At 68.4% G+C, this 23,360-nt stretch carries 17 protein-coding genes, 1 pseudogene and 1 riboswitch (1 of these 19 running past the window's edge); of the genes and pseudogenes, 17 read left to right on the forward strand and 1 reads right to left on the reverse strand.

The window, feature by feature from the left end:
• Positions 1–1,135 (reverse strand): annotated as a pseudogene (gene mgtE, locus E6K79_06695) (magnesium transporter); it reaches 153 nt to the left of the window's first position.
• Positions 1,136–1,339: 204 nt separating this feature from the next.
• On the opposite strand from mgtE, the gene E6K79_06700 reads away from it, so the two are divergent.
• From E6K79_06700 to E6K79_06780, 17 genes are all read left to right on the forward strand, one after another.
• Positions 1,340–2,767: a sigma-54-dependent Fis family transcriptional regulator gene (locus E6K79_06700; GenBank protein TMQ64720.1), complete on the forward strand. Its 1,428-nt coding sequence runs from the start codon at positions 1,340–1,342 to the stop codon at positions 2,765–2,767.
• 467 nt (positions 2,768–3,234) lie between these two features.
• Complete coding sequence (locus E6K79_06705; GenBank protein TMQ64721.1) at positions 3,235–6,258, forward strand: hypothetical protein; 3,024 nt, start codon at positions 3,235–3,237, stop codon at positions 6,256–6,258.
• A 100-nt stretch (positions 6,259–6,358) separates the two neighbouring features.
• Positions 6,359–7,045: a DNA repair protein RadC gene (gene radC / locus E6K79_06710; protein TMQ64722.1), complete on the forward strand. Its 687-nt coding sequence runs from the start codon at positions 6,359–6,361 to the stop codon at positions 7,043–7,045.
• Positions 7,042–8,166 (forward strand): hypothetical protein, encoded by a 1,125-nt coding sequence (locus E6K79_06715; GenBank protein TMQ64723.1) that lies wholly within the window; start codon positions 7,042–7,044, stop codon positions 8,164–8,166. Before radC ends, E6K79_06715 begins: the two co-directional genes overlap by 4 nt.
• Positions 8,167–8,173: 7 nt before the next feature.
• Positions 8,174–10,951, forward strand: a complete 2,778-nt coding sequence (locus E6K79_06720) for a hypothetical protein (protein ID TMQ64724.1) — start codon at positions 8,174–8,176, stop codon at positions 10,949–10,951.
• A 35-nt stretch (positions 10,952–10,986) separates the two neighbouring features.
• A riboswitch (FMN riboswitch) is annotated at positions 10,987–11,116 on the forward strand.
• Positions 11,117–11,272: 156 nt separating this feature from the next.
• Positions 11,273–12,364 carry a bifunctional diaminohydroxyphosphoribosylaminopyrimidine deaminase/5-amino-6-(5-phosphoribosylamino)uracil reductase RibD gene (gene ribD, locus E6K79_06725; GenBank protein ID TMQ64845.1) on the forward strand — a complete coding sequence of 364 codons (1,092 nt, stop codon included), beginning with the start codon at positions 11,273–11,275 and terminating at the stop codon, positions 12,362–12,364.
• Positions 12,357–12,995: a riboflavin synthase gene (locus E6K79_06730; protein TMQ64725.1), complete on the forward strand. Its 639-nt coding sequence runs from the start codon at positions 12,357–12,359 to the stop codon at positions 12,993–12,995. The genes ribD and E6K79_06730 overlap by 8 nt, the downstream gene beginning before the upstream one ends.
• A 38-nt stretch (positions 12,996–13,033) precedes the next feature.
• Entirely contained in the window at positions 13,034–14,281 is a 1,248-nt protein-coding gene (locus E6K79_06735) for a bifunctional 3,4-dihydroxy-2-butanone-4-phosphate synthase/GTP cyclohydrolase II (GenBank protein ID TMQ64846.1), read from the forward strand.
• A complete protein-coding gene (locus E6K79_06740; GenBank protein TMQ64726.1) occupies positions 14,278–14,766 on the forward strand; it encodes a 6,7-dimethyl-8-ribityllumazine synthase in 489 nt (162 codons plus the stop codon). The genes E6K79_06735 and E6K79_06740 overlap by 4 nt, the downstream gene beginning before the upstream one ends.
• A complete protein-coding gene (gene nusB / locus E6K79_06745) occupies positions 14,763–15,179 on the forward strand; it encodes a transcription antitermination factor NusB (GenBank protein ID TMQ64727.1) in 417 nt (138 codons plus the stop codon). Before E6K79_06740 ends, nusB begins: the two co-directional genes overlap by 4 nt.
• Positions 15,176–15,901 carry a metallophosphoesterase gene (locus E6K79_06750; protein ID TMQ64728.1) on the forward strand — a complete coding sequence of 242 codons (726 nt, stop codon included), beginning with the start codon at positions 15,176–15,178 and terminating at the stop codon, positions 15,899–15,901. The genes nusB and E6K79_06750 overlap by 4 nt, the downstream gene beginning before the upstream one ends.
• Before the next feature lie 6 nt (positions 15,902–15,907).
• Positions 15,908–16,705 (forward strand): class I SAM-dependent methyltransferase, encoded by a 798-nt coding sequence (locus tag E6K79_06755; protein ID TMQ64729.1) that lies wholly within the window; start codon positions 15,908–15,910, stop codon positions 16,703–16,705.
• Positions 16,390–17,820 (forward strand): glycosyltransferase family 4 protein, encoded by a 1,431-nt coding sequence (locus E6K79_06760; protein ID TMQ64730.1) that lies wholly within the window; start codon positions 16,390–16,392, stop codon positions 17,818–17,820. Before E6K79_06755 ends, E6K79_06760 begins: the two co-directional genes overlap by 316 nt.
• Positions 17,736–18,869: a flippase-like domain-containing protein gene (locus E6K79_06765; GenBank protein TMQ64731.1), complete on the forward strand. Its 1,134-nt coding sequence runs from the start codon at positions 17,736–17,738 to the stop codon at positions 18,867–18,869. Before E6K79_06760 ends, E6K79_06765 begins: the two co-directional genes overlap by 85 nt.
• Complete coding sequence (locus tag E6K79_06770; protein TMQ64732.1) at positions 18,866–21,457, forward strand: DUF2723 domain-containing protein; 2,592 nt, start codon at positions 18,866–18,868, stop codon at positions 21,455–21,457. The genes E6K79_06765 and E6K79_06770 overlap by 4 nt, the downstream gene beginning before the upstream one ends.
• A 4-nt stretch (positions 21,458–21,461) precedes the next feature.
• Positions 21,462–22,400 (forward strand): NAD-dependent epimerase/dehydratase family protein, encoded by a 939-nt coding sequence (locus tag E6K79_06775; GenBank protein TMQ64733.1) that lies wholly within the window; start codon positions 21,462–21,464, stop codon positions 22,398–22,400.
• On the forward strand, positions 22,393–23,358 hold the full coding sequence (locus E6K79_06780; GenBank protein TMQ64734.1) for a glycosyltransferase family 2 protein: 966 nt from the start codon (positions 22,393–22,395) through the stop codon (positions 23,356–23,358). Before E6K79_06775 ends, E6K79_06780 begins: the two co-directional genes overlap by 8 nt.
• Positions 23,359–23,360 lie beyond the last annotated feature (2 nt).

Raw genomic sequence — 23,360 nt, forward strand, 5'->3', positions numbered from 1 at the left:
CGATCAAGAAGCTATGCGTTCCGTAGGTGTGGAACAGGGACTGCCAGACCAAGATTCGCAAGATCCCGATCGAGGCGAGGATCGCTCCGAGGCCAAGGCCGGACAAGATCTCTCGGTGCATCACACGCCACCAATCGCGGAGCTTCACCTCGCCGAGCGCCATCGCGCGGATCACGAGCGTCGTGGCCTGGCTGCCCGAATTGCCGCCGCTCGAGATCACCAGCGGAACGAACAGGGCCAACACGACGGCGCGCGCGATCTCGGCCTCGAAGTAGCCCATCGCGGTCGCCGTCAGGCTCTCGCCCAGGAAGAGAACCGCAAGCCAGCCGGCTCTCTTCCGAATCATGTGGCCGATCCCGACGCGTAGATACGGAGCGTCCAGGGCGGCGGTGCCTCCGATCTTCTGGATGTCCTCGGTCGCCTCTTCCCGGACGACGTCCACGATGTCATCCAGGGTCACGATCCCCTTCATCCGGCCTTCCTCGTCGACGACGGGGAAGGCCAAATACCGGTGCGCGGCGAAGAGGCGGCTCAGCTCCTCCTGGTCCATCTGCTCGGGCACCGTCACCAGATTCGTCCGCATGATCGCGTCGATTTTCTGGTCGGCCTTGGCCGTGATGAGGTCCCGGTACGAGACCACGCCCAGGAGCTTGTGATCCGGGGAGAGGACGTAGGCGTAGGTGAGCGTCGCCCCCCGGTCCGCGGCGTGGCGCCTCAGGTAGGTGATCGCCTCGTCCACGGTCATGTCCGGCCGCAGGCGCGCGTAGCGCGGGTTCATCAGCCCACCGGCGTCGTCCTCGGCATAGGCCAGGAGCCCGCTCACTTCCTGGCGCGTCGGCTCGTCGAGGAGCGACATCAGGGGCTCGCGCTCCTCCGCGGGAACTTCCTGCACCAAATCCGCGGCGTCGTCGGGCGCCAGGAGCCGGATCCAGGAGCGCCGCTCCGCGGGCGGCAGGCCCAGGAGCAGGTCCGCCTGATCGTGCGCGCTCAGGCCCAGAAAGAAGTCCTCGGCCTGCGTGCGCTCGAGGGCCCGGAAGCTTTCCAAGCGATCCGAAGGGACGAGGAGCGTCCACGCCTCCTTGAGATCGGAGACCGAGAGCGGCTCTTCGAGTTCCGTGTCCGGGCTGGAAGTCATCATGTGAGCTCCCGAGTAAGGGGATCTGCGCGGGCTCGACACGAGCCCGCATCGAAGCGCACGCATGGTAGAAGATCGCTTCGGTCCCCATCAACCCCCGTGACGGTCCGGGCGCATTCGCCGGGGGCCGTGGGGTACAATTAGGGGTGAGATGAGCGTCTGAGCGCGCCCAGGAAGGGCGCGCCCGCCCTTGGGAGAAACGCCATGCACACCCGGCACCGCCCCGCGATGCTGGTCGTTGACGATGATCCGGGCTCGTCCGGTCTCCTCCGCGAAGTGTTCGTGGGGGAGGGCTACGACGTCGTGCTCGCATCGAGCGGGACGGCGGCGCTCGATCTGGCCGCCGCACGGCCGTTCGACATCGTTCTGAGCGACGTGCAGATGCCGGACATCGACGGCATCGAGGTGCTTCGCCGGCTCCGCCGCCTCACCCCCGACCCGACCGTGATCCTGGTCACCGCGTACGGGACCATCGAGACCGCGATCCGCGCGCTCCACGAAGGCGCGTTCGACTACGTCCGAAAGCCGTTCAAGCTCGACGAGGTGCGGCTCTGCGTGGAGCGCGCGATGGAGCGGAGGGGGCTCCGCGACGCCGCGAAGGGCGACGCGCCGGTACCCCGGCCCAGCATGCTCCCGACGACGGGACCCAAGCGGGCGCGGCCGATCGTCGGTTCCCACCCGGGCATGATGGAGCTGATCAAGCTCGTGTCGCGCGTCGCGGGGACGAAGAGCTCGGTCCTCGTCATCGGCGAGAGCGGCACCGGAAAGGAGCTGATCGCGCGGTCCATCCACGAGGCGAGCCCGCGGCGCGATCGCGCCTTCGTCGCGGTGAGCTGCACCAGCCTCTCCGAGACGCTCCTCGAGAGCGAGCTGTTCGGACACGTCAAGGGCGCCTTCACGGGGGCGATCGAACGTCGTCCCGGGCTTTTCGTGGAGGCGAATCGGGGAACGGTCTTCCTGGACGAGGTCGGCGACATGTCGCTCTCGATGCAGGCGAAGCTCCTCCGCGTGCTTCAGGAGCAGGAGATCAAGCCGGTGGGCGGGACCGATACGGTGCCGGTCGACCTGCGGGTCGTCGCCGCCACGCACCAGGACCTCGAGGCGTTGGTCGAAGCGAAGCTCTTCCGCGAGGACCTCTACTACCGGCTCAACGTCGTGGCGCTCCACGTGCCGGCGCTTCGGGAGCGGCGCGAGGACATTCCGCTCCTGGCCGGACACTTCCTCCGCGAGTACGCGGCACGGTCGGGCCGGCCCCTGCGGGGGTTTTCCCCGGCCGCCATGGATCTTCTGCTCGCCCATCCTTGGCCGGGGAACGTCCGCGAGCTGGAAAACGTCGTCGAGAGAGCGGTCGCCCTCGCCCCCGGGTCGATGGTTGAAGTCGGAGACCTGCCGGAAAGGGTGACGGGACGTGCGGAGGCGGGGCAATCCGCGTCTCCATCCCAGCCACGACAGACCCTCGATGAGATGGCCTGCCAGTACGTGCTGCGCGTGCTCGAGCAGTCGAAGGGAAACAAGTCGGAGGCGGCGCGGGTTCTCGGGGTTCCTCGTAGGACGCTCTATCGAATGCTGGAGCGCTACGCGGAGGCGGGAAGAATCTCCGATGTGAGCCACGGAAGTACTTCTGTGCATTGATGGCACATGTCCAGCAATCTGTCGCCTGGTATCATCTTAGCGTGATATACCGTTCTTGGCTGCGCAGATCAGGCACAATCATCCTACGGCGAACAAAGGCGGGCCTTCGCCCCAACATGTCGCGGGGGCTCGTAACCCTCTCGATCGGAGCAAGTTGAGCTCTCGAATGGAAACCTCCATGCGGCCACGCCGCGTGGCATGGGCTGTGCTACCACGAAGCGGACGTCCACATACGGGATTCCGGCCTATCGGCTCGAGCCCAGCGTGGCCTGCACGTGTTAGTCAGACACCCACCGACATCTCTTCCGGACACGAGGCCACGCTCTGGGTTCATGCCGATGAGGTCAATGGCCCTTGGCTGCTGACGGCAGCCTCGCGATGCTTCTGCCCCCCACACTTCGCGAGAACCGTCCGCCGGGGGCCTAAATTTTTCTTCCGCGCGGACGCGGACCATTTCTAAGCCTCCCGTGTTCGTGATCCGCCCCGTCCACCTCCGTCCCCTCCGCCCGCTTGCCTTCGCGATCCTCTTCGCCGCGGCGGTCGTGGTATCCGCCGTGACGCTTGGGGGCGCGGAGCCCCCGAAGTCGGCCTCGCCCGCCGCCCCGTCGCCGCGATCGCACGCGCGCAGGTCCTCGCCCAAGGCCGCGGCGCCCGCGGCGGTGCCGCCGGAGCAGATCGGCATCGTCGACGGGATTCCGATCTTGCAGGTCGAGTGGGATCGCCTCGCGAAGCCGTACTTCGAGGAGATCCAGGCCCGCGCCGGGCGATCGTTGAACGACGAGGAGCGGAAGCTCCTCCAGAAGAACGTCCTCGACGAGCTTATTCGGGAGCGTCTGTGGCTCGCGGACGCACAGCGGCGCGGAATGAAGGTGACCGAGGCCGAGATCGACGCCCGGATGAAGCAGAGCGACTTCTTCAAGACCGGCGGCAAGCTGGATGAGGCCAAGTTCCAAGCCTTCAAGCACTCTACCTCCTCCAACTATCCCGAGCTTCGTTTCCAGGCGGAGCGGGGGCTTCTTCTCGAGGAGTACGTGCGCTGGATGGAGCGCCGGTTCGGGCCGCGCGAAGCCGAGCTCAAGAAGACGTTCGAAGAGCGGACCACGCAGGCTTCGATCGACTACATCGTTCTCGGTCCCGACGCGGTCTCGCTCGACCCCGAAGCCACGCCCGCCCAGGTCCGCGCCTATTACGACGCCCACCCCGACGAGTTCATGAGTGGGGAGGAGGCGCGCATCCAGTACATCCGCGTTTCGGCCGTGCCCGAGGGCGCCGCGAGCGATTCCGCGCGCGAGGCGGCCGGGCGGGTCGCGATGAAGACCGCCGGCGATCTCCTCGCCGCGGTGAAGGCGGGCCTGCTCCCTGAGAACGCGGCGAAGCCGCACGGAGGGGTGCACGAGTCCGGATGGTTCCGTCTGAACGAGCCGGTCCGGGGACTCGGCCGGTCGGACGCGCTGGTCGCGCTCGTTCGGGCCACCCGACCGGGCGAGTGGGCCGAGGAGCCGATCCGCATCGGACCCTTCGTCGTCGTGGTGCGCTTGGCCGAGCGCCACGACACGGCCAGACTCCCGTTCCGGGACGTGGTCACGCAGGCAAAGAGGAAGGCCGACGCTGAAGTGCGTGACGCGTCGATCGATTCGCTGGCGCGGGCCGAGGTCCGGCTCCATCCCGACGTCTACGCCGTGCCGCGCGTGTCGGCGTCGATCCTGGCCCGCGGCGTCGACTCCTTCGATGCGGGCCGCCCGCCGACCGCCAAGGACGTGGAGAAGCGCCTCGACCGGCTCCGCCGGGAGCTGAAGCACTCGGGCTCGGAGCGCGCGTGGGCCGACTCGGCGCGCCCGGGCATTGCCGATCTCATCCGGCGGGAGCGCCGGCTCGACCAGGCGTGGCGCACGCTGCGCGAGGCCGGGGTTCGCCTGAAGGACAGGGAAGATCGAGCGCGGGTCGCGGCGCGCTACGCGGCGGCGGTCAGGGAGATCACGCTCTATCGGGGCGAGCCGCTTCCCGGACCGCTCCTCGTGGAAGGGAACCTGCTCGACACGCTCTATACGCTCCGCCCGGGCGATGTCCTCGGGCCGAGGGTGAATGGCGACTCGGTCTTCGTGGTCCGGGTGGATTCCCTCGATCTAGGCTACGTGCCGCCGTACGAGGCGGTCCGTGCCGCCGCGCGCGCCGCTGCGACGGAGCAGCGGCGTCAGCGCCTCGAGAGCGAAGCGGAGAGCTACTTCCGCGAGCACCGCGGCGACTATCGCACCCCGACGCGCTGGGTCATCGACGCCGTGGCCTTCCGGAGGGCGAAACCCCAGGACGTCAAGGTGTCTGCGGACTCGATCGCCGCCTACTGGCGCTCCAACCCGCTCGAATTCACTGTGCCGGGAAGAGCCCACGTGCGACACATCCTCGTGGCGTTCCGCGCGGCGGACGGCGCCGGCGCCCGCGAGGCGGCGCGCCAGAAGGCGCTCGCCGCGCGAAAGCGGATCGCGGACGGGGAAGACTTTGCCGCGGTGGCACGCGAGGTCTCCGAGGACACCGGGTCCGCGTCCAAGGGCGGAGACTTGGGCGAGCTGACGCGAGGGTCGGTGGCGAAGGAGTTCGGCGACGTCGCCTTCACGACTCCCGTCGGTGAGCTGAGCCAGGTGTTCGAAACCCGGTTCGGATTCCACGTCCTGGAGGTCGAGAGCCGGAAAGCGGAGCGCCTTCGACCGCTCGGCGAATGCGAGGAGGAGATCCAGGGCGTCCTGGGCGGAGCGGTCGCCGACTCCTCGGCCCGGACCGGCGCGCTAAAGCTGATCGCCGCGGCGTCGGAGCCCGGCGCGAATTTCGAATCGCTCGCGGCGGCGTACGGCGGCGCGAAGCGGTCGAATCCGGTCGGGGCAAACGAGCCGATCGAGGGGATCGGGGCGGCGCCGTGGCTCGAGAAGACGGTCGGCTCGCTTCCCGACGGCGGCGTCGCGCCGGAGCCGATCGAGCTCCCCGACGGCTACGTGGTCGTTCGACGCGTGCGGGAGGTGCCGCCCGGTCCGGCCACCTTCGAGGATGTGAAGGAACGACTGATGGCGGAGCGGCAGCTCCGCCGCCGCCGCGCGGTCGCGGATTCGCTGGATGCACGGTACCGGGCCGCGTTCCTCGCGGGGGCGAACCCCGAATCGCTCTTCGCCGGCCTCGGGGGCCTTCGCGTGAGCAAGCAGTTCGGGCGCGAGGGACCGATCCCGGATTTGAGCCGGGATCCCGCCCTCGCGCGGGATTCCACGTTTCTGAGCCGGGTCTTTTCATCCGAGCCCGGCACGCCGCTCCCGCCGATACGCGGGAGCATGGGGACGCTCTATGCCGTCGTGGACACGGTGGAGGTCCAGCCCCCCGCCGAGTTCGCCAAGCACCGCGACACGCTTCTCCGCGAGCTGGTCGACCAGCGGGTGGAGGCCTGGACGCAGCGGCTGCGCGCCAAGGCGCCGATCCGGATTCATAGGAAGGAGCTCCGGGCTCAGCTCGGCTGACGCCCGGGTCGAACGCCCTTGCGGCGCGCCGACCCGGCGCGTAGCATCTCAGTTCCTCGCGTTTCGCCTCGCCGTGGTCCCGCTCCCGAAAGGGGCGGTCATGCAGCGGGAACAGAACCTCAACATTCGTGACATGGAAGAAGCGGATCGGCCGCGCGAGCGCCTGCTCGAGCTGGGCCCCGGCGTCCTGAGCGACGCGGACTTGATCGCCGTCCTCTTCGGCAGCGGGAGCGCGGGGGAGAGCGTGCTGGAGACCGCAACCCGAGTCGCGCGCTCCGTCAACCTGCGCCGGCTTCCCCAGGTCGCGGTGGAGGAGCTGCTCGCGGTCAAGAGGATGGAGCCCGCGCGCGCGGCCCAGCTTCTCGCGGCCGCCGAGATCGGGCGCCGGCTCTGGCCCGAGGGCGATCAGATCCCGCTCATCCGGGGGCCGGAGAGCGTCTACGAGCTCACCCACGACATCCGGAGCTCGAACCGCGAGCACTTCGTGGGCTTCTATCTGAATTCCAGAAATCAGGTGCTGCGCCGCGAGATCATCTCGATCGGGAGCTTGAACGCGAGCATCGTCCATCCTCGGGAGGTCTTCGTCCCTGCCATCGCCGTTTCGGCCGCGAGCCTGATCCTTGCCCACAACCACCCGTCGGGCGATGCGACACCGAGCGAGGAGGATCTTGCCATCACGCGACGGATTCAGGAAGCTGGGCGCCTGCTCGGGATCGAGCTGCTCGACCACGTCGTCGTCGCGCGGGAGGCGTACATGAGCTTCAAGGAGCGGAGACTCTTGCGGTGAGCGCGCCGCGCGCGGAACGCTCCCCGGTCCTGAGGCCCGCTTTCACCCTGGGCCTCACCCTGGCCCTAGGACTCGCGCTCGGGCTCGCGGGCTGCTCCGGATCGAAGCCCGGCGTTGGGCTGTCGCCCCCGGCTGCCGCGCCCCCGGCTGCCGCGCCACGCGCCCCCATCGACGACGGGGCCGGCCCCGACGCGCTGGTCGCCCTCGCCGATTCGGCGGTGGCCGCCGCGGAGCCCGATCTTGCGCGGCGCGCCCTCGAGCGCGCGGTCCAGGCGGCGCCGCAGAGCGCGGCGGTTCACCTGGGATACGGGCGCTACTACACCGCGATCCTGCGTTACAAGGACGCCAAGGCCGAGCTCGACCGCGCGGCCGAGCTCGAGCCTGCGAGCCCCGAGCCGCCCTACTGGCTCGGCGTCGCCTACCTGAAAGCGGGAGAGAAGGAGCAGGCGTTTCGATCACTCTCCCGGGCGCTCCGCCTGGATCCGATCCACGCCGGCGCGCGGGCGGCGATCCGTCCAATACTCGAGGCCCGCTACCGGGGCGCGGGCATCCCCGGTGAGTACGCCGCGCTCGCCGAGCATTCCACCGTTTCGCGCGGGGAGCTTGGAGTCATGCTCGCGGTGGAGCTGGGAGTCGATCCGGATCGGTCGGTCTGGCGTGCCGAGGAGGTTCATCGGACCGACTGGGCCGTCCTCGACGGGGCGTGGGGCTCGCGCTGGCTCCGCGCCTCCGTCGCGCGGGGCTGGATCGGCCCGATGGCGGACCGGGACCTCCATCTGGACGACCCGGTGACACGCGGCGCGCTGGCCATGCTGCTCACCGAGATCGAGGTGGCCTCGCCGGCACCGGCCCGTCCGGATACCGCGGCCGTTTCCGCCCGAGCTTCCGGCGTGAGCGCCATTCCGGCGGAGTTCCCGGATCTGGGACCTCGGCATTATCTGGGGCGGGCCGCATCGGTCGCGGCGCGGCTGGGTCTCCCGCTCCGCGATGGGGGGCGCTTCGAGCCTCAAGCCTTTGCGGCCGGCTTCGAGGCGCTGCTCGGCATTCGTGGCTTGGCCCGAGCGATCGGGGCGACGCCCATTGTTTCAGGGGAAGCCGACGAGGTCTCTCTGGTAAAATAGTACCCATATGCGCCCCTCGGCCGGCCTCCGGGCCACGGCCCTCATCCTGCTCCTGCTCCCCGGCGCGCGGGTCGCGCGGGCGGCGTTCCCGCCCCTGGAACGCGGCCCCGGCGACGTGGCGCCGAGAAGCGCCATCCTGCAGGACCCCGCGAACCGCTCATCGACACTTCGGACCTACACGTCCGCCGACACGATCACCGTCTTCAACAACGACCTGGAGGGCCTCTCGAGCCCGGGGAACGAGGGAGGCTGGACCCACTCCGATCAGTCGGGGCAGCCCGCCGCCTGGAACATCTCCAACCTCTACGGGTGCGGCAGCAACGCCTTCTGGTGCGGTCTCGTCGACTCCTCCTGGACGGGCGATCCGAACCGGCGCGGCTACGCGAACAGCTGGGAGCAGATCCTCGAGAACTTCGTCAATCTCGCGGGAGCGGCGTCGCCCTACACGCTCTCCTTCAAGGTTCGAATGAACGTCGAGAGCGGGTTCGATCGCGGGTACGTGGAGGTGTCGCACCCGGTCGAGGGCTGGATCCCCCTGGCCACGCTGACCGGGGTCGTGAACGACGGGGGCGGGACCCTCTGCAACACCTATACGGTCACGATCCCCGACTCGGTCGTCGCCGCCTCGTCCACGCCTCACTTCCGATTCCGTTTCGTGAGCGACATCGAAGGCTCCTCCGAGGACGGGCTCTACCCAGCGGGTGAGGGGTGGGTGATCGATGACGTGACCGTGAAGGGAGGCGTGTCCGACATCCGCTTCTTCGACGACATGGAGTCGGGGATGGGGACGTGGACGCGATCCACCTTCCCGCCGGTCGGGGACTACTGGAAGATCGTGTCGAATCCGCTGACCCAGCAGGTCTGCACGACCAATACGGGCAAAGTCTGGCAGGTCACGGACAACGTGACGGGCGCGCTCGTCCCGCGGCTCGACGACAAGCTCCTGAGCCCCGCCGTCGCCGTGAACCGCTCGGACCAGGTCTTCCTCTTCTTCGACGTCTACCGCGACCTGCCGTTCGAGTCCTGCTTCTACTACGGCGTCACCTTCCGGACCCGGAACGCGGGCGCGCCCGCTTGGTCCGCGTGGGCCGATCCGACTGGGCTTCTCTACTACGGCAGCGAGAAGGAATGGCTTCGCCAAACGGTCGCGCTCGCGGGCGCGGCGGGCGTCGACTCGATCCAGTTCCGCATCGGGGTCAAGGACTATGGACCGGTCTATTGCGGCGGGAGCCAGGCGGCGAGCGGGACCCAAGTGCTCTTCGACAATTTCAAGGTCGGCGTGATCGCCACGGCGGGTCCGTCGATCAGCGTGGTGGAGACAGATCTCTACAACGATACGTTCCGCACGACGGCGTTCTACGGGAACGACAATTTCAACACCCCGCGCGGGGACAGCGTTGCGGTGAAGGTCAGCGCCGCCAAGGGGCTGAAGTCCGCCTCCTTCCTCTACAGCCTCAACAACGCGTCGTTCACCTCGATCACGCTGACCAAGGTGGGCTCCGGATCGTCCAACAACTACTTCGCGGACGTGCCGGCCTCGAATTACCCGCGCGGGACGGACCTTCGTTACTATTTCACGGCCACCGACTCGACCAACGCCGTGGTGACGCTCCCAGCGGACGCGCTCGCGGCGAGCCACTACTATCGAGCGACGATCCTCCCCGCGATCCAGACGAGCTCCGGACTCTGCCCCGACGACACCGCCCGCATCCTTTACGTCAACGCGACCTCCGGACCCGACCTCCCGACCGGAATCGGCCAGAGCCTCGCCGCCCTCGGCGCGCGCTACGACCGTTACGACGTGAACGCGCCCGGGTCGGGGGTCGGAAACGCCCTGGGGGGTGGGAACCCATCCAGTCCCGGGCCGGTGTGGCCGGCGGTGCCGCTCGCGACCCTCGGCATCTACAAGGCGATCCTCTGGGACACCGGCGATCGGTCGGCGGTGACCTTGAGCGCGCAAGATCAGACGCTGCTCCAGAGCTGGCTCGCCCTCACCGGAAAGAACCGAGGGCTCCTGCTCGCGGGCGACAACATCGCTTACGACCTCACGGTGAACGGTCAGGGAATCACGAATTTTCTGTCGTGCACGATCGGCGCCACCTATCTCCGGGACGTCTGGGAGGATTCGCCACAGGACTCCCTGACGCCGGCCTTGGCCGCGGGATCCGGCACGCGGATCTTCCCCGAGATGTTTTCGATCGACGGAGGGTGTCCCGGGATCAACCGGTTCGACGGGCTTGGCCTGAGCTCGTGCGCCGGCTCGACCGTGCGCCAGTGGCTCCGCTACCCGAACACGTATTCCGCCGCCACCGAGCGCCGCGACGCACTGGGGCCGGCCGGCGGGGACAGCGTCCGCGCCATGCTGCTCGGCTTCTCGCTCGATTACATGACCAGCACCGTGCGGCGAAACCTGTTCCTCTACCGCACGCTCGTCGAGGAATTCGAGAACCCGAGCTGCTACGCCGCGACCGGCGTCCCGGTTTCGCCTCCGGCCGAGCCGAGCGGCCTCGCGCGCCTCTACCCGGCCGTCCCGAATCCCTTCAACCCGAGGACCATGATCCGCTTCGAGCTCGCGCGGGGAGCCAGGACCCGGCTCCGGATCTTCGCGGTCGACGGGTCCTTGGTCCGGACGGTCGTCGATCGGGTCTATCCGGCCGGAGAGCACCGGGTCTACTGGGACGGACAGAGCGACCGGGGCCGCGATGTGGGAAGCGGCGCCTATTTCGTGAGCCTGGAGGCGGATGGGATCGTGACGCCGGGCCGGAAGGTCATCCTCTTGCGCTAGGCGCACCGTTCCCGGTATTCTATCGGTCGAACGCAGACATCCTTCGGGGCGGGGTGAAAATCCCCACCGGCGGTGAAAGCCCGCGAGCTCCGGGTCACGGACCCGGCGCAGATCCCGGTGAAATTCCGGAGCCGACAGTTAAAGTCTGGATGGGAGAAGGATCGTCGCACAGCTAGGGAACGTACGGCCTTGGGCCGAGCGCGCCCCGCGGGTGTCTGCCTGCGGGGGTTTTTTATTGTGAGCCTACGAACGATATCGAGCGTCTCGGACGGGCACGGGGAATCAAAACACGATGGGCAGGCGGAGGCCGAGGAGCGGGCCATGCGCCAGGCGATTCGCGTCGCCCGGCGCGGGATCGGATCGACCCACCCGAACCCTCGCGTCGGAGCCGTGGTCCTCCGCGGGCGGGAGGTCGTCGCGAGCGGCTACCACCTCCGCGCGGGCCAAGCCCACGCCGAGGTGCGGGCGCTCACGCAGGCGGCCGGGCTGGCCCAGGGCGCCACGCTGGTCGTCACGCTGGAGCCGTGCGCCCATTTCGGCCGCACGCCCCCCTGCGTCGACGCGATCGTGCGAGCCGGCGTCCGCCGCGTCGTGATCGGAATGCGCGATCCGAACCCGCTCGTGGACGGCCGCGGCATCGAACGGCTCCGCCGTGAGGGGCTGGACGTCGAGGTGGGCCTCCTCGAATCGGAGTGCCGCGCCCTGAATCCGCCGTATCTGAAGCAGCTCGAGACGGGGCTCCCCTGGGTGACGCTGAAGGCGATGCTCTCCCTCGACGGCAAGATGGCCAGCGAGAGCGGCGAGTCGCGCGGGCTGGGCGGGGAAGCCGAGCAGCGCCTCGCGCACCGGCTCCGGGCCGAGAGCGACGCGGTGCTCGTCGGAGTGGGCACCGTCCTCGCGGATGATCCGCTCCTCACGGTGCGCCTGGCGCGCGGGAAGACGCCGCTCCGGGTCGTGCTCGATTCGACGCTCCGAACCCCGAGCGAGGCCCGCCTCCTGGCAACCGCGGAGGAATCGCCGGTCGTCTTCGCGACGACCTCGCGGGGGAAGTCCCGGGTCCGCGAGATCGAGGCGCACGGTGCTTCGGTCTGGGTCTTCGAGCCGGCGGCCGATGGCCGCGTCCCGCTGGCCCCGCTCCTCCTCCGCCTCGCTGGCGACGGACGCTACGCGGTGCTGGTGGAAGGCGGCGCGGCGGTCCATACCGCCTTTCTCCGGGAGGGCCTCGCGGACCGGATCGCGGTCGGGATCGCCCCGGTGATCCTGGGCGGGGCGAGAGCCCCATCGCTCGCCGGAGACCTGGGGCGCTCGCGCCTCTCGGAGGCGATCGCCCTGGAGAGCCTCGTGGTTCGCCGCGTGGGGCGGGATCTCTGGATCGAGGGAAGCATCGAGCGAAATGGAGCCTCGGATGTTTAGCGGGATCGTCGAGCGGGTGGGCACGGCCGAAGGCGTCGAGCGCGTCGCGAGCGGGACCCGGCTCAAGATCCGGTCCGACTTCGAGCGCGATCCGGCCGCCGGCGAGAGCGTGGCGGTGAACGGAGTCTGCCTCACCGTCGAGCGCGCCTCGTCCGGAGTCTTCGAGGCGGTCGTCGTGGGGGAGACGCTCCGCCGCACCACGCTCGGCTCCCTCGAGGTGGGGAGCCGCGTGAATCTGGGGCGCGCGGTCCGCATCGGAGATCCGCTCGGGGGGCACTGGGTCCAGGGCCACGTCGACGCGGTCGCCACGCTCGGAGCCGTGTCGAGGGACGCCGCGGACGTTCGGGTGGAGATCGAGATCCCGCCGGCGTTTCGCCGCTACGTCGCGGAAAAGGGATCGCTGGCCGTGGACGGCGTGAGCCTGACGGTGGCGGCGGCTCGTGAGACCTCGGCCGTCGTCGCGCTCGTCCCGTATACGCTCTCGCACACGATCGCCTCGGAGTACGCGCCGGGCGGTCGCGTGAACCTGGAAGTCGACATCGTCGCGCGCTATCTGGAGAAACTCCTGGAAGCGCGCGGATACTTCAACGAAGCGGCGGGCGTTGCGTCCGCCGCGGGGAGGACCCGGTGAATCGCAAGCGGCCGCACCGCGCGGGAACCTTCGCCACGATCGAAGAGGCGCTTCAGGCGATTCGGGCCGGGTCCATGGTCGTCGTGATGGATGATGAAGATCGGGAAAACGAGGGGGACTTCGTCATGGCGGCGGAGAAGGTGACCCCCGAGGACGTGAACCTCATGACCCGGGAAGGGCGGGGGCTTCTCTGCGTGTCGATGCCGGGCGGGCGGCTCGAGGAGCTGGGGCTCGCGCTCATGACGCCGCTCAACACCGCGCGCTTCGCCACGCCGTTCACCGTTTCGGTCGATCTCCTTCGCGGCACCACGACCGGATCCTCCGCCCAGGACCGCGCGCTCACCATCCGCGCGCTCGCGTCGCCCAAGACACGGCCGGAGCAGCTCGCCCGCCCCGGGCACGTCTTTCCGCTTCGCGCGGACGATCACGGCGTGCTCCGCCGGGCCGGACACACTGAGGCCGCGCTCGATCTGGTCCGCCTGGCGGGCCTCCGCCACGCCGGCGTCCTCTGCGAGATTCTCGCGTCCAACGGCAGCATGGCACGGGGGCCGGAGCTGATCCGGCTCGCCCGGAAGCACCGTCTTCCGCTCGTCACGATCCGCGATCTGGTGCGCTACCGGTACCGGAAGGAGCGCATGGTGAAGCGCATCGCCGCGTCGCGTCTGCCGACGCGGTACGGCGATTTTCGGATCGCGGTCTACGAGAGCCAGATCGACGGCCATCACCACGTCGCGCTCGTGAAGGGCTCTCCGCAGAAGGGCACGGGCTTGGCACCGCTCGCTCGCGTTCACTCGCAGTGCTTGACCGGCGACGTTTTCGGCTCGCTCCGCTGCGATTGCGGCGAGCAGCTGGCCGCCGCGTTGGCGCGGATCGACGAGGAAGGCGTTGGAATCTTCCTCTACATGAGGCAGGAGGGCCGGGGGATCGGGCTCGCGAACAAGCTCCGCGCCTACGAGCTTCAGGACTTGGGGCTCGACACCGTGGACGCCAATCTCAAGCTCGGCTTCGCGCCGGACCTTCGCAACTACGGCGTCGCGGCTCAGATCCTGCGTGACCTTGGCTTCACGCGAGTCCGGCTCCTCACGAACAACCCGCGGAAGATCGAGGAGCTCGTCGATTACGGGATCGACGTGGCCGCGCGGGAGCCGCTCGAGATCCATCCCAACGCGATCAATCGGAAGTACCTCCAGACGAAGCGGAAACGCCTGGGCCATCTCCTCAAGCATCCCACGCTGAGCCTCCTCGCGTCGCCGACCTCGAACGGCCGTCGCCGGAGCCGGGGGTGAGCGCGCCGCGCACGATCGAGGGGACCATCGACGGGAACGGACTCGCCATCGCGGTCGTGGCCTCCCGCTTCAACGAGATGCTGACGGAACGCCTCCTCGTGGGCGCCCTCGACACCCTGGAGCGCCGCGGCGTCTCCTCCGCCGACATCGCCGTGGTCCGCGTGCCGGGAGCGTTCGAGATCCCGACCGCGGTCGCGCACCTCGCCCGCTCGGGCCGCTGGGACGCGGTGGTCTGCCTCGGGGCCGTCGTGCGCGGCGAGACGCCTCATTTTGAATGGGTCGCGGGCGAGGCGGCGCGCGGCATCGCGCGGCTCGGGGTGGAGACCGGCGTTCCGGTCCTCTTCGGAATCGTGGCCACCGACACCGTGGAGCAGGCGCTCGACCGGGTGGGCGGCAAACACGGGAACCGGGGCGCCGACGCTGCCGCGGCCGCGATCGAGATGGCCCACGTCACGCGCGCCTTGGGACGAGAGGCTCCGAAGTGAATCGCCGGCGCGAGGCGAGGGAGATCGCGTTTCGGGCGACGTACCAATCGGACGTGACCGGGGATCCGATCGACCGCTGCCTCGGGGAGATCGTCGAGGATCTGGACGTGCGCGACGATGTCCGGGAGTTCGCCGTGCTGCTCGTGCGGACGCTCGCGGACCATCGGGACGAGATCGACGCCGCGGTATCCCGGATCGCCCGAAACTGGTCGCTCGGCCGGATGGCGGCGACGGACCGATCGATCATCCGACTCGCGGCCGCCGAGCTCTACTTCCACGCCGATACCCCCACGCGCGTGGCGCTGGATGAGGCGATCGAGATCGCGAAGAAATACGGAATGGAGACCTCCGGAGCCTTCGTGAACGGAATCCTTGACCGGATCGCCCACGAAGCGCGACCCTCCGTCGGATGACGACCGCACTCATCTCGGACATCCACGGAAATCTCGAGGCCCTGGACGCAGTCCTCGCCGAAATCGAGGCGCGCCGGCCCCGTCGGGTGTTCTGTCTGGGCGACGTCGTCGGTTACGGCGCGAGCCCCAACGAGTGCCTCGCCAAAGTTCGGAAGCACTGCGAGCTCGTTCTGCTCGGGAATCACGACGCGGCGGCGAGCGGCGGGCCGGAGGCGGCGCGGTTCAACATCTACGCGCGCGTCGCCGCCGAGTGGACCGCCAAGACCTTGACGCGGGAGAACCGCGAATACCTCCAGCGCCTCCCGCTGACCTCGCCGCAGGGCTCGGCCTTCCTGGTCCATGCCTCGCCCGCGTGCCCGCGGGATTGGGAGTACCTCCTCGACCGCTTCGACGCCGAGCCGCAGTTCCACTACTTCAACGAGCCGGTCTGCTTCATCGGCCACACGCATCAGCCCGCGGTGTACATGGCGGACCCGTCGGGATGCAAGTCGCTCCCGCTCTCCGACGTCACGCTCGAGCCCGACCGCCGCTACATCATCAACGTCGGCAGCGTCGGCCAACCGCGCGACCACGATCCGCGCGCCTGCTTCGTTATCCACCATGAGGCGGCTGGAGGGATCGAATTCGTCCGCGTCCCCTACGACATCGAGGGAGCCCAGGCGAAGATCCGGGCCGCGCAGCTCCCGGAGGTTCTCGCCGCGCGGCTGGCGACGGGCGAGTAGCGCTTCGTGCGAGCTTCCACCGAAGCCCACTGGAGCCGCTTTTGGCGCGAGCGCGCGGCCGTCGACGACGTCTACCCGACCGCGGGACGCGTCGTCGATCGGATCGTTGCGGAGGGGCCGGTCCGGGGACGGCGGATTCTCGAGGTCGGTGCCGGCTCGGGACGCGACAGCGTCTCCCTCGCGGAAGCCGGCGCCGTCGCGGTGATGCTCGACTACTCGATGGCGTCGCTCCAGGTGGCGGGGAGCGTGGCGCGACGCGCGGGCGTCACCCCGCTCCTCGTTCGCGCCGACGCTCTTCGCATGCCGTTTCGGGAAGGTGCCTTCGACGTGGTGTTTCATCAGGGGCTCCTCGAGCATTTCCGCGACCCGCTCCCGCTCCTTCACGAGAACGTGCGCGTGCTGAAGCCGGACGCGCTGCTCCTCGTGGACGTCCCGCAGCGGTTTCATCTCTACACCGTGGTGAAGCACGCCCTGATCGCGATCGGGAAATGGTTCGCCGGATGGGAGACCGAGTTCACGATCAGCGAGCTCGAGGGGCTGATGCGCCGCTCGGGCGTCCGGATCGTGCGCCGGTACGGCGCGTGGATGATCCCGGGGCTTTTTTACCGCTCCCTCAGGCTGGGCCTCCTCAAGCTGGGCGTGGCGCGGCTTCCGCTCGAGCCGCCGCGCATTCCCCTGGTCACGCCGATGCTCGCGTCCGTTCGGTCCGTATGGTCGCGGACGCCGTTCGCGTTCTACACGTACTTCGTAATCGGCGCCATCGGGCGGAAGGGCGCGCCGTCGCCGGCCGGCTCTCCGGGTTGAACCTGATCGCGTTCAACTGGCGGGACCCGAAGCATCCGGAGGCGGGCGGCGCCGAGCTTCACCTCTTCGAGATTCTCCGCCGCGCGGTCCGGGACGGCGACCGCGCGGTCTGGCTGGCGGAACGGTTTTCCGGCGCGGCGGCCGAAGACTTAGTCGAGGGGATCGAAATTCATCGCGCGGGTTCGTGGTACAATGCGCACCTTGCCCTCGGGGCGCTGTATCGGAAGCGGTTCCGGGAGGAGCGATTTGACCTCGTCCTCGAAGACATCAATAAGGTTCCGTTCTTCACCCCGCTCTTCGCCAGGGCGCCGGTCCTGGCAATCATTCCCCATCTCTTCGGCGGCGCGGCGTTTCGAGAGGCGTCCGCTCCCGTCGCCGCCGTCGTCTGGGCCCACGAGAGCCTGATCCCCTTCGTGTATCGGCGCGCTCCCTTTCTCGCGATCTCGGAGAGCACCCGGGACGATCTCGCTCGGCGCGGCATCGATCCGAGCCGGATCGCGGTGGTCCGGTGCGGGCTCACCCAGGAGGATTACTCCGTGACCGTTGCGCCGGAGGCCCGACGCGACCCCACGATCATCTTTCTCGGCCGGCTCCGCCGGTACAAGGGCGCTCAGTACGCGATTCGCGCCCTCCCGCGCATCCTGGCTCACGTGCCCGCCGCCACGCTCATCGTCGCGGGGGACGGGCCCTACCGGCCCGACCTCGAGGCGATGGCGCGCTCCCTGGGCGTGGCCGAGCGCGTCACCTTCCTCGGCGCGGTCTCGCAGCGCGAGAAGGTCGCGGCGCTGAACCGCGCGCAGGTCGCGGTCATGCCTTCGCCGAAGGAAGGCTGGGGACTCACGGTCATCGAGGCGAACGCATGCGGTGTCCCGGTCGTCGCGAGCCGAAGCCCGGGCCTCATCGAGTCGGTCCGGGAAGGGGAGACGGGGCTTCTCACGCCGCACGGCGATGAAGCGGCCCTCGCCGACGGGGTGATCCGGCTCCTGACCGACCATGACCTCCGCGTGAGCCAAGCCAAGGCGGCCGTCGCCTGGGCGAAGACGTTCGATTGGGAGACCTGCTACCGCGGGAGCCGCGCGGTGATGGAGCGCGCCGCGTCGCGGAAGGTCGCGTGAAGGGGGGACTGCGCGGTCTCCTGAGCCGCTACAAAGTCCCGCTCATCGCGGCGAAAATCGTGTTGAGCTTCGCCCTCTTCGCCTACGTGGTCGCCAAGGTGTCGCCCGGGGACATCTGGGACACGATCCGTCCCGCGGACGAGCGATATCTTCTGGCGGCGGCCGGGCTCTTCCTGCTGTCGAACCTCATCGGAAGCTGGATTTGGGCCCGGCTTCTCCGCGCGCAGGGCGTCCCCATTCCGTATCGGAAGGCTGCCTCGTACTATTTCGTTGGGCTCTTCTTCAATAACTTCCTGCCCTCGAACATCGGCGGGGACATCACGCGGATCAGCGACGCCGCCAAGCACGCCGACCACGTGAGCCCCGTGTTCTCCGCGACCGTGATGGACCGCCTGGTCGGAGTGCTGGCGATGGCGTTGGTCGCGGTCCTCGCGTCATTCGCCGCGATCGATCGGATCCACCTCTACGCGATCTACATGGCGATCGTGATCACATTCGTGGTCTCCCTCGGCCTCTTTCTCAGCATCTTCAACCGGTCGGTGCTCAAGGCGTTCGAGTGGCCCTTCCGCGTCATCGGGGCGCGCACGATCGAGCGTGGGATCCGGCGGCTGATGGACGATCTCCACGGCTACAAGCAGCAGGGGAAGGTCCTCCGGTTGGTCTTCGCCGCCTCGGTCGTGGTCCAGGTGAGCCGGATCCTCGTCCACTACCTGGTGGGCCTCGCGCTTGGCGTGCGCGTCGCCGTGGGATACTACTTTTTGTTCGTGCCCGCGCTCGCCGCCCTCGTTTCCCTTCCGATCTCGCTCAACGGGCTTGGGATCCGGGAGGGGGCCGGCGTGGTTCTATTCCACATGGCCGGCATGACGAAAGAGCAAGCCTTCACGGTCCCGTTCCTAACCTATCTGATCTCCGTGTGCATCAGCCTGCTCGGGGGGCTCATCTTCGTCTCCCGCACCCCACGGCGCGCGCTGAAGGGAATCTTGGAGAAGCGTAGAACGGCGCGCGCGGCCGCCGCGGCGGGCGGACGGGCCCGGAAAGGGATCGATTGAGCACTACGAAGCGGTGGCACACCCTCTTCGCCGCGATCGCGTTCGGCGTGCCGCTCCTGGCCTACATCCGCACGTTGACGCCGACGGTCCCGTTCTGGGATTCGGGCGAATTCATCGCCACATCGCGAATCCTGGGCCTGCCGCACCCCCCCGGGAATCCCGTCTACACCATGCTCGGGCGGCTGCTCACCCTCATCCCGATCGAGACCGTGGCGTGGCGCGTGAACTTCATGAGCGCGCTCGCGTCGGCGCTCACCTGTCTCTTCACGTTCCTCTTCACCGTGCGCGCGCTCCGCCGAACCGTCTCCGGCAGCTCGATGGTCGAATGGCTCGGCTGCGAGCTGGGGGGGCTGGTGGCGACGTTCTTCCTCGCCTCGGTGAGCGCGTTCTGGGACAGCGCGATCGAGGCGGAGGTCTACTCACTCTCCTCGTGCATCATCGCCCTGACGGTCTGGCTGGCGTTCAACTGGTGGGACCACCTGGGCGAGCCGGGGAACGACAACCTGCTCGTCCTGATCGTGTACATCCTGGGCGTCTCGACGGGCGTTCACTTAGGGACCGTCCTCATCGCTCCGGGCCTCCTCGTCCTCTTCATGCTGGCCCGCCCGAGCTATTTCTCGAACCCCAGATTTCTCCTGCCCGCGATTTTCCTCGCGGTCTTCGTGGCGGTGGTCTTCCTGGCCGGCGCGCTCGAGATCCCCATCCCCGGATTCGTGCTCGCGGCGGTCCTGGGAATCGCCGTTCTCTACGCGGTGATCAACTACCGCACGTACGTGAAGAACAATCTGGTGGCCTGGTGGGTGGCCGCCGTCCTGATCGGTTTCACGGTCCAGATCTTCCTCCTGGTCCGCAGCCAGCAGATGCCGAACATCAACGAAGGCGCTCCGGGGACCCTGTCGACGTGGCTCGAGTACCTGAGCCGCAAGCAGTACGGCCCCGCCAACCCGTTCGAGCGGCGCGCCGAGGTCTGGTATCAGATCCAGCACATGTACCTCCGCTACGTGGGCCAGCAGTGGCACCTGATCGAGCGGCTGGGCCGCCTCGACCTCTCGTCCTTCTGGGTCAAGGCGGTGAACGCGATTCCATTCCTCCTGTTTTTCCTGGGCGCATGGTGGAATTACCAGCGCGACCGGAAGACGTTCTGGTTCTTCCTCACGGTGCATCTCGTGATGGGGCCCGCTCTGATCTTCTACCTCAACTTCACCGACCACGAAGTGCGGGAGCGCGAGTACTTCTTCACGAACTCCTATCACTTCATGGCGATCTGGATGGGCATGGGCGCGACCGCCCTCTATCAGCTCCTCGCGAGCGGGCTCGCGCCGTCCGCCGTGGCGGGAGCGCCCGCGCCCCGACCGGTGCCGGCGAACGGGGCCGCCGTCGATGCCCCCGCGGCGCTCCAGCCCTGGCCCGAATCGACCCCGACGCGGCTGGGCCTCGGACTCGGAGCCGTCGCCCTGATCGGAATTTCGCTCCTGCCGATGCGGTCGGGTTGGTTCACGCACGACCGCTCCGGGTTCTATATCGCCCACGACTATGCCTACAACATGCTCGTGCCGCTGGAGAGGAACGCGGTCGTCTTCACCAACGGCGACAACGATACGTTCCCGCTCTGGTACATCCAGGAAGTGGAGCACGTCCGCCGCGACGTCCGCGTGGTCAACCTGAGCCTGCTCAACACGGCGTGGTACATCCGCCAGCTGCGCGACCAGGAGCCCAAGGTCCCGATCTCCTTCACCGACCAGCAGCTGGACGTGATGGGTCCCTACCAGGATGAGAAGACGGGGAAGATCGTCTGGGTGAAGGACCTCGCGGTGCAGGACATCATCAAGACGAACGCGTGGAGGAAGCCGCTCTACCTCGCGGTGACGGTCCCCGACCAGATGGGGCTCGACAAGCGGCTCACGCTCGAGGCGCTCGTCTTCCGCATCAATACGCAGGAGTCCGGGCGGACGATCGACATCGAACGGACGCTGCACAATCTCTACGGCGTCTTCCTCTACAAGGGACTCCTCGACAAGAACCGGAACTACGACACCACGGTCTACAAGGACGAGAACGCGTATCGGCTGGTGCAGAACTACACGGCGGCCCATTTCCAGGTCGCCTATCAGCTGCAGCTCCTCGGCAAGGTTCCCCAGGCGATCCGCGTGCTCCAGGACGCCGCGAAGATCTCGCCCGATTTCCCCGGGCTGCTGGAATATCTCGGCCGGCTGTACGAGGACGCGGGAAACATGGGAGAGGCGGAGAGGACCTATCTCCAGGGCGTGAGGCGCTTCCCCGACGCTCCGGAGTTTCATTTCCACCTCGGGGTGACGTACTTCCAGTCCGGGCGCACAGAGCAGGGGATCGCGGAGCTGCGCCGCGCGGCCGAGCTGAACCAGCAGTACTTCGACTGGTTCAGCGCCCTCTTCACGGCGCTCTGGAAGGTGGGAAGGCACTCGGAGGCCGTGGACGTGCTCCGCACCTGGATCCGCGCGCATCCCGAGGATCGCGAGGGCGCCGGGTATCTGAAGCAGTACGAGGAATCGCTCCGCATCCTCTCGGGGAAGCCTTCGCCGGGCGGCGGCCGGCCCCCCGGGAAGGGCTAGAGGCGTGAATCGCGCGCTGGTGACCGGGGCGGCGGGCTTCGTAGGCTCGACCCTGGTCGAGGCGCTGCTGGATTCGGGATGGGAGGTGGTTGGGGCGGACGCCTTCACGGAGAACTACCCGCCGGCGCGGAAGCGCGCGAACCTCGCCCGGGCGCTCGCGCACCCTCGATTTCGACTCGTCGAGTCGGACCTTCGCACGGCGCCGATCGAGCCCCTGCTCGAGGGCATCTCGCACGTGGCGCACCTGGCGGCGCTGCCGGGCGTGCGCTTGAGCTGGGGGGAGCCGTTCCGTGAGTACGCCGAGCACAACGTCGTCGCGACGCAGCGGCTCCTGGAAGGGCTGCGCGTCCACGCGGTGGAGCGGGCGGTGGTGGCGTCGAGCTCATCGATCTACGGGCTTCCGGCGCGATTCCCGACGCCGGAGGAGGAGCCGCCGCGGCCGATCTCCCCGTATGGAGTGACCAAGCTGTCGACCGAGGCGCTCCTCCACGCCTACCGCGCGACCTTTCGGCTCCCGGTCGTCGCCCTTCGCTACTTCACGGTCTACGGGCCGCGCCAGCGGCCCGACATGGGATTTCACGGATTCTTCGAGGCAGCCCGCCTCGGGACGCCGGTCACGATCTACGGGGACGGCGGGCAGACCCGCGATTTCACCTACGTCGACGACGCGGTGCGCGGCACCATGCTCGCGATGACGCGACCCGCGCCCGAGCTGGCGTACAATATCGGCGGCGGGCATCGAATCTCATTGAACGAGGTGCTGAAGCGAATGGAGCAGGTGACGGGACGAACGATCGATCGGAAGCAGGTCGCTCCGCCGCCGGGCGATCCCCGCGACACCTCCGCGGACGTGTCGCGCGCGCGGCGCGATCTGGGATACGAGCCGCGGACCGATCTGACCGACGGGTTGAGGCGGCAATGGGAGTGGCAGCGGAATGGCTAACGTCGGAGGAGACGCCGCGCCGGGCCAGGCTCCCGGGCTCGACCTGACGGTGCTCGTGCCGGTCCTGAACGAGGCCGAGAACATGCGGCCCCTGGTCGAGAAGATCGTTCAGGATCTGAAGCCGCTCGGAAAGAGCTACGAGATCCTCGTGATCGACGACGGCTCGACCGACGGCACGTTCGACCAGCTGCGGGCGCTCGCGCCCTCGACTCCCGCGCTCCGGGCCATCCGCTTCCGGCGGAATTTCGGAAAATCGGCGGCCCTCTCGAGCGGCTTCCGCGAGGCGCGCGGCCGCGTGGTCGTCACGATGGACGGTGATCTGCAGGACGACTCGGCCGAGATCGCGCGGCTCCTCGCGAAGATCGATGAGGGATTCGACCTCGTCTCCGGATGGAAGCAAAACCGGAAGGATTCGATCAGCAAGACGGTCCCGTCCAAGCTCTTCAACGCCGTGACCTCGGCGGTGAGCGGCGTGCCCCTCCACGACATGAACTGCGGGCTCAAGGCGTATCGAGAGGAGGTCACGCGCACGATCCACCTTCGGGGCGAGCTCCACCGGTTCATCCCGGTCCTCGCGCACTGGAGCGGGTTTCGCGTGGGGGAGATCCGCACCGTCCACCACCCGCGAATTCATGGAAAGACGAAGTTCGGCGTCTCGCGCTTCTTGAACGGATTTCTCGACCTCACGGCCGTCATGTTCTTGACGACGAGCAGCAACCGGCCGGTTCATCTGTTCGGACGGGTGGGCATCGCGTTCGCGCTGGCGGGCGCCGCTCTCACGGTGGGCTACACCTGGCCCTGGTTCCTGGGCGAGGGCTTGAGGCTCCGTCCGGGCCTCCTCTTCGGGCTCGTTCTCGTCATCCTCGGGATTCAATTCCTCTCGCTCGGCTTCCTGGGCGAGATGATCGCGGGAAGCCGTGCGGAAGAGCCCCACTACGCGATCCGCGAGCGCCTCTAGGG

Source organism: Candidatus Eisenbacteria bacterium (assembly GCA_005893305.1).
Classification (GTDB): domain Bacteria; phylum Eisenbacteria; class RBG-16-71-46; order SZUA-252; family SZUA-252; genus WS-9.

What these genes read in the sequence shown, in the direction of transcription:
- radC (TMQ64722.1), top strand. Translation starts at nt 6,359, where the DNA reads ATGCAGCGGGAACAGAACCTCAACATTCGTGACATGGAAGAAGCGGAT.
- E6K79_06730 (TMQ64725.1), top strand. Translation starts at nt 12,357, where the DNA reads ATGTTTAGCGGGATCGTCGAGCGGGTGGGCACGGCCGAAGGCGTCGAG.
- E6K79_06750 (TMQ64728.1), top strand. Translation starts at nt 15,176, where the DNA reads ATGACGACCGCACTCATCTCGGACATCCACGGAAATCTCGAGGCCCTG.
- E6K79_06720 (TMQ64724.1), top strand. Translation starts at nt 8,174, where the DNA reads ATGCGCCCCTCGGCCGGCCTCCGGGCCACGGCCCTCATCCTGCTCCTG.
- E6K79_06700 (TMQ64720.1), top strand. Translation starts at nt 1,340, where the DNA reads ATGCACACCCGGCACCGCCCCGCGATGCTGGTCGTTGACGATGATCCG.
- E6K79_06760 (TMQ64730.1), top strand. Translation starts at nt 16,390, where the DNA reads ATGGTTCGCCGGATGGGAGACCGAGTTCACGATCAGCGAGCTCGAGGG.
- ribD (TMQ64845.1), top strand. Translation starts at nt 11,273, where the DNA reads ATGCGCCAGGCGATTCGCGTCGCCCGGCGCGGGATCGGATCGACCCAC.
- E6K79_06780 (TMQ64734.1), top strand. Translation starts at nt 22,393, where the DNA reads ATGGCTAACGTCGGAGGAGACGCCGCGCCGGGCCAGGCTCCCGGGCTC.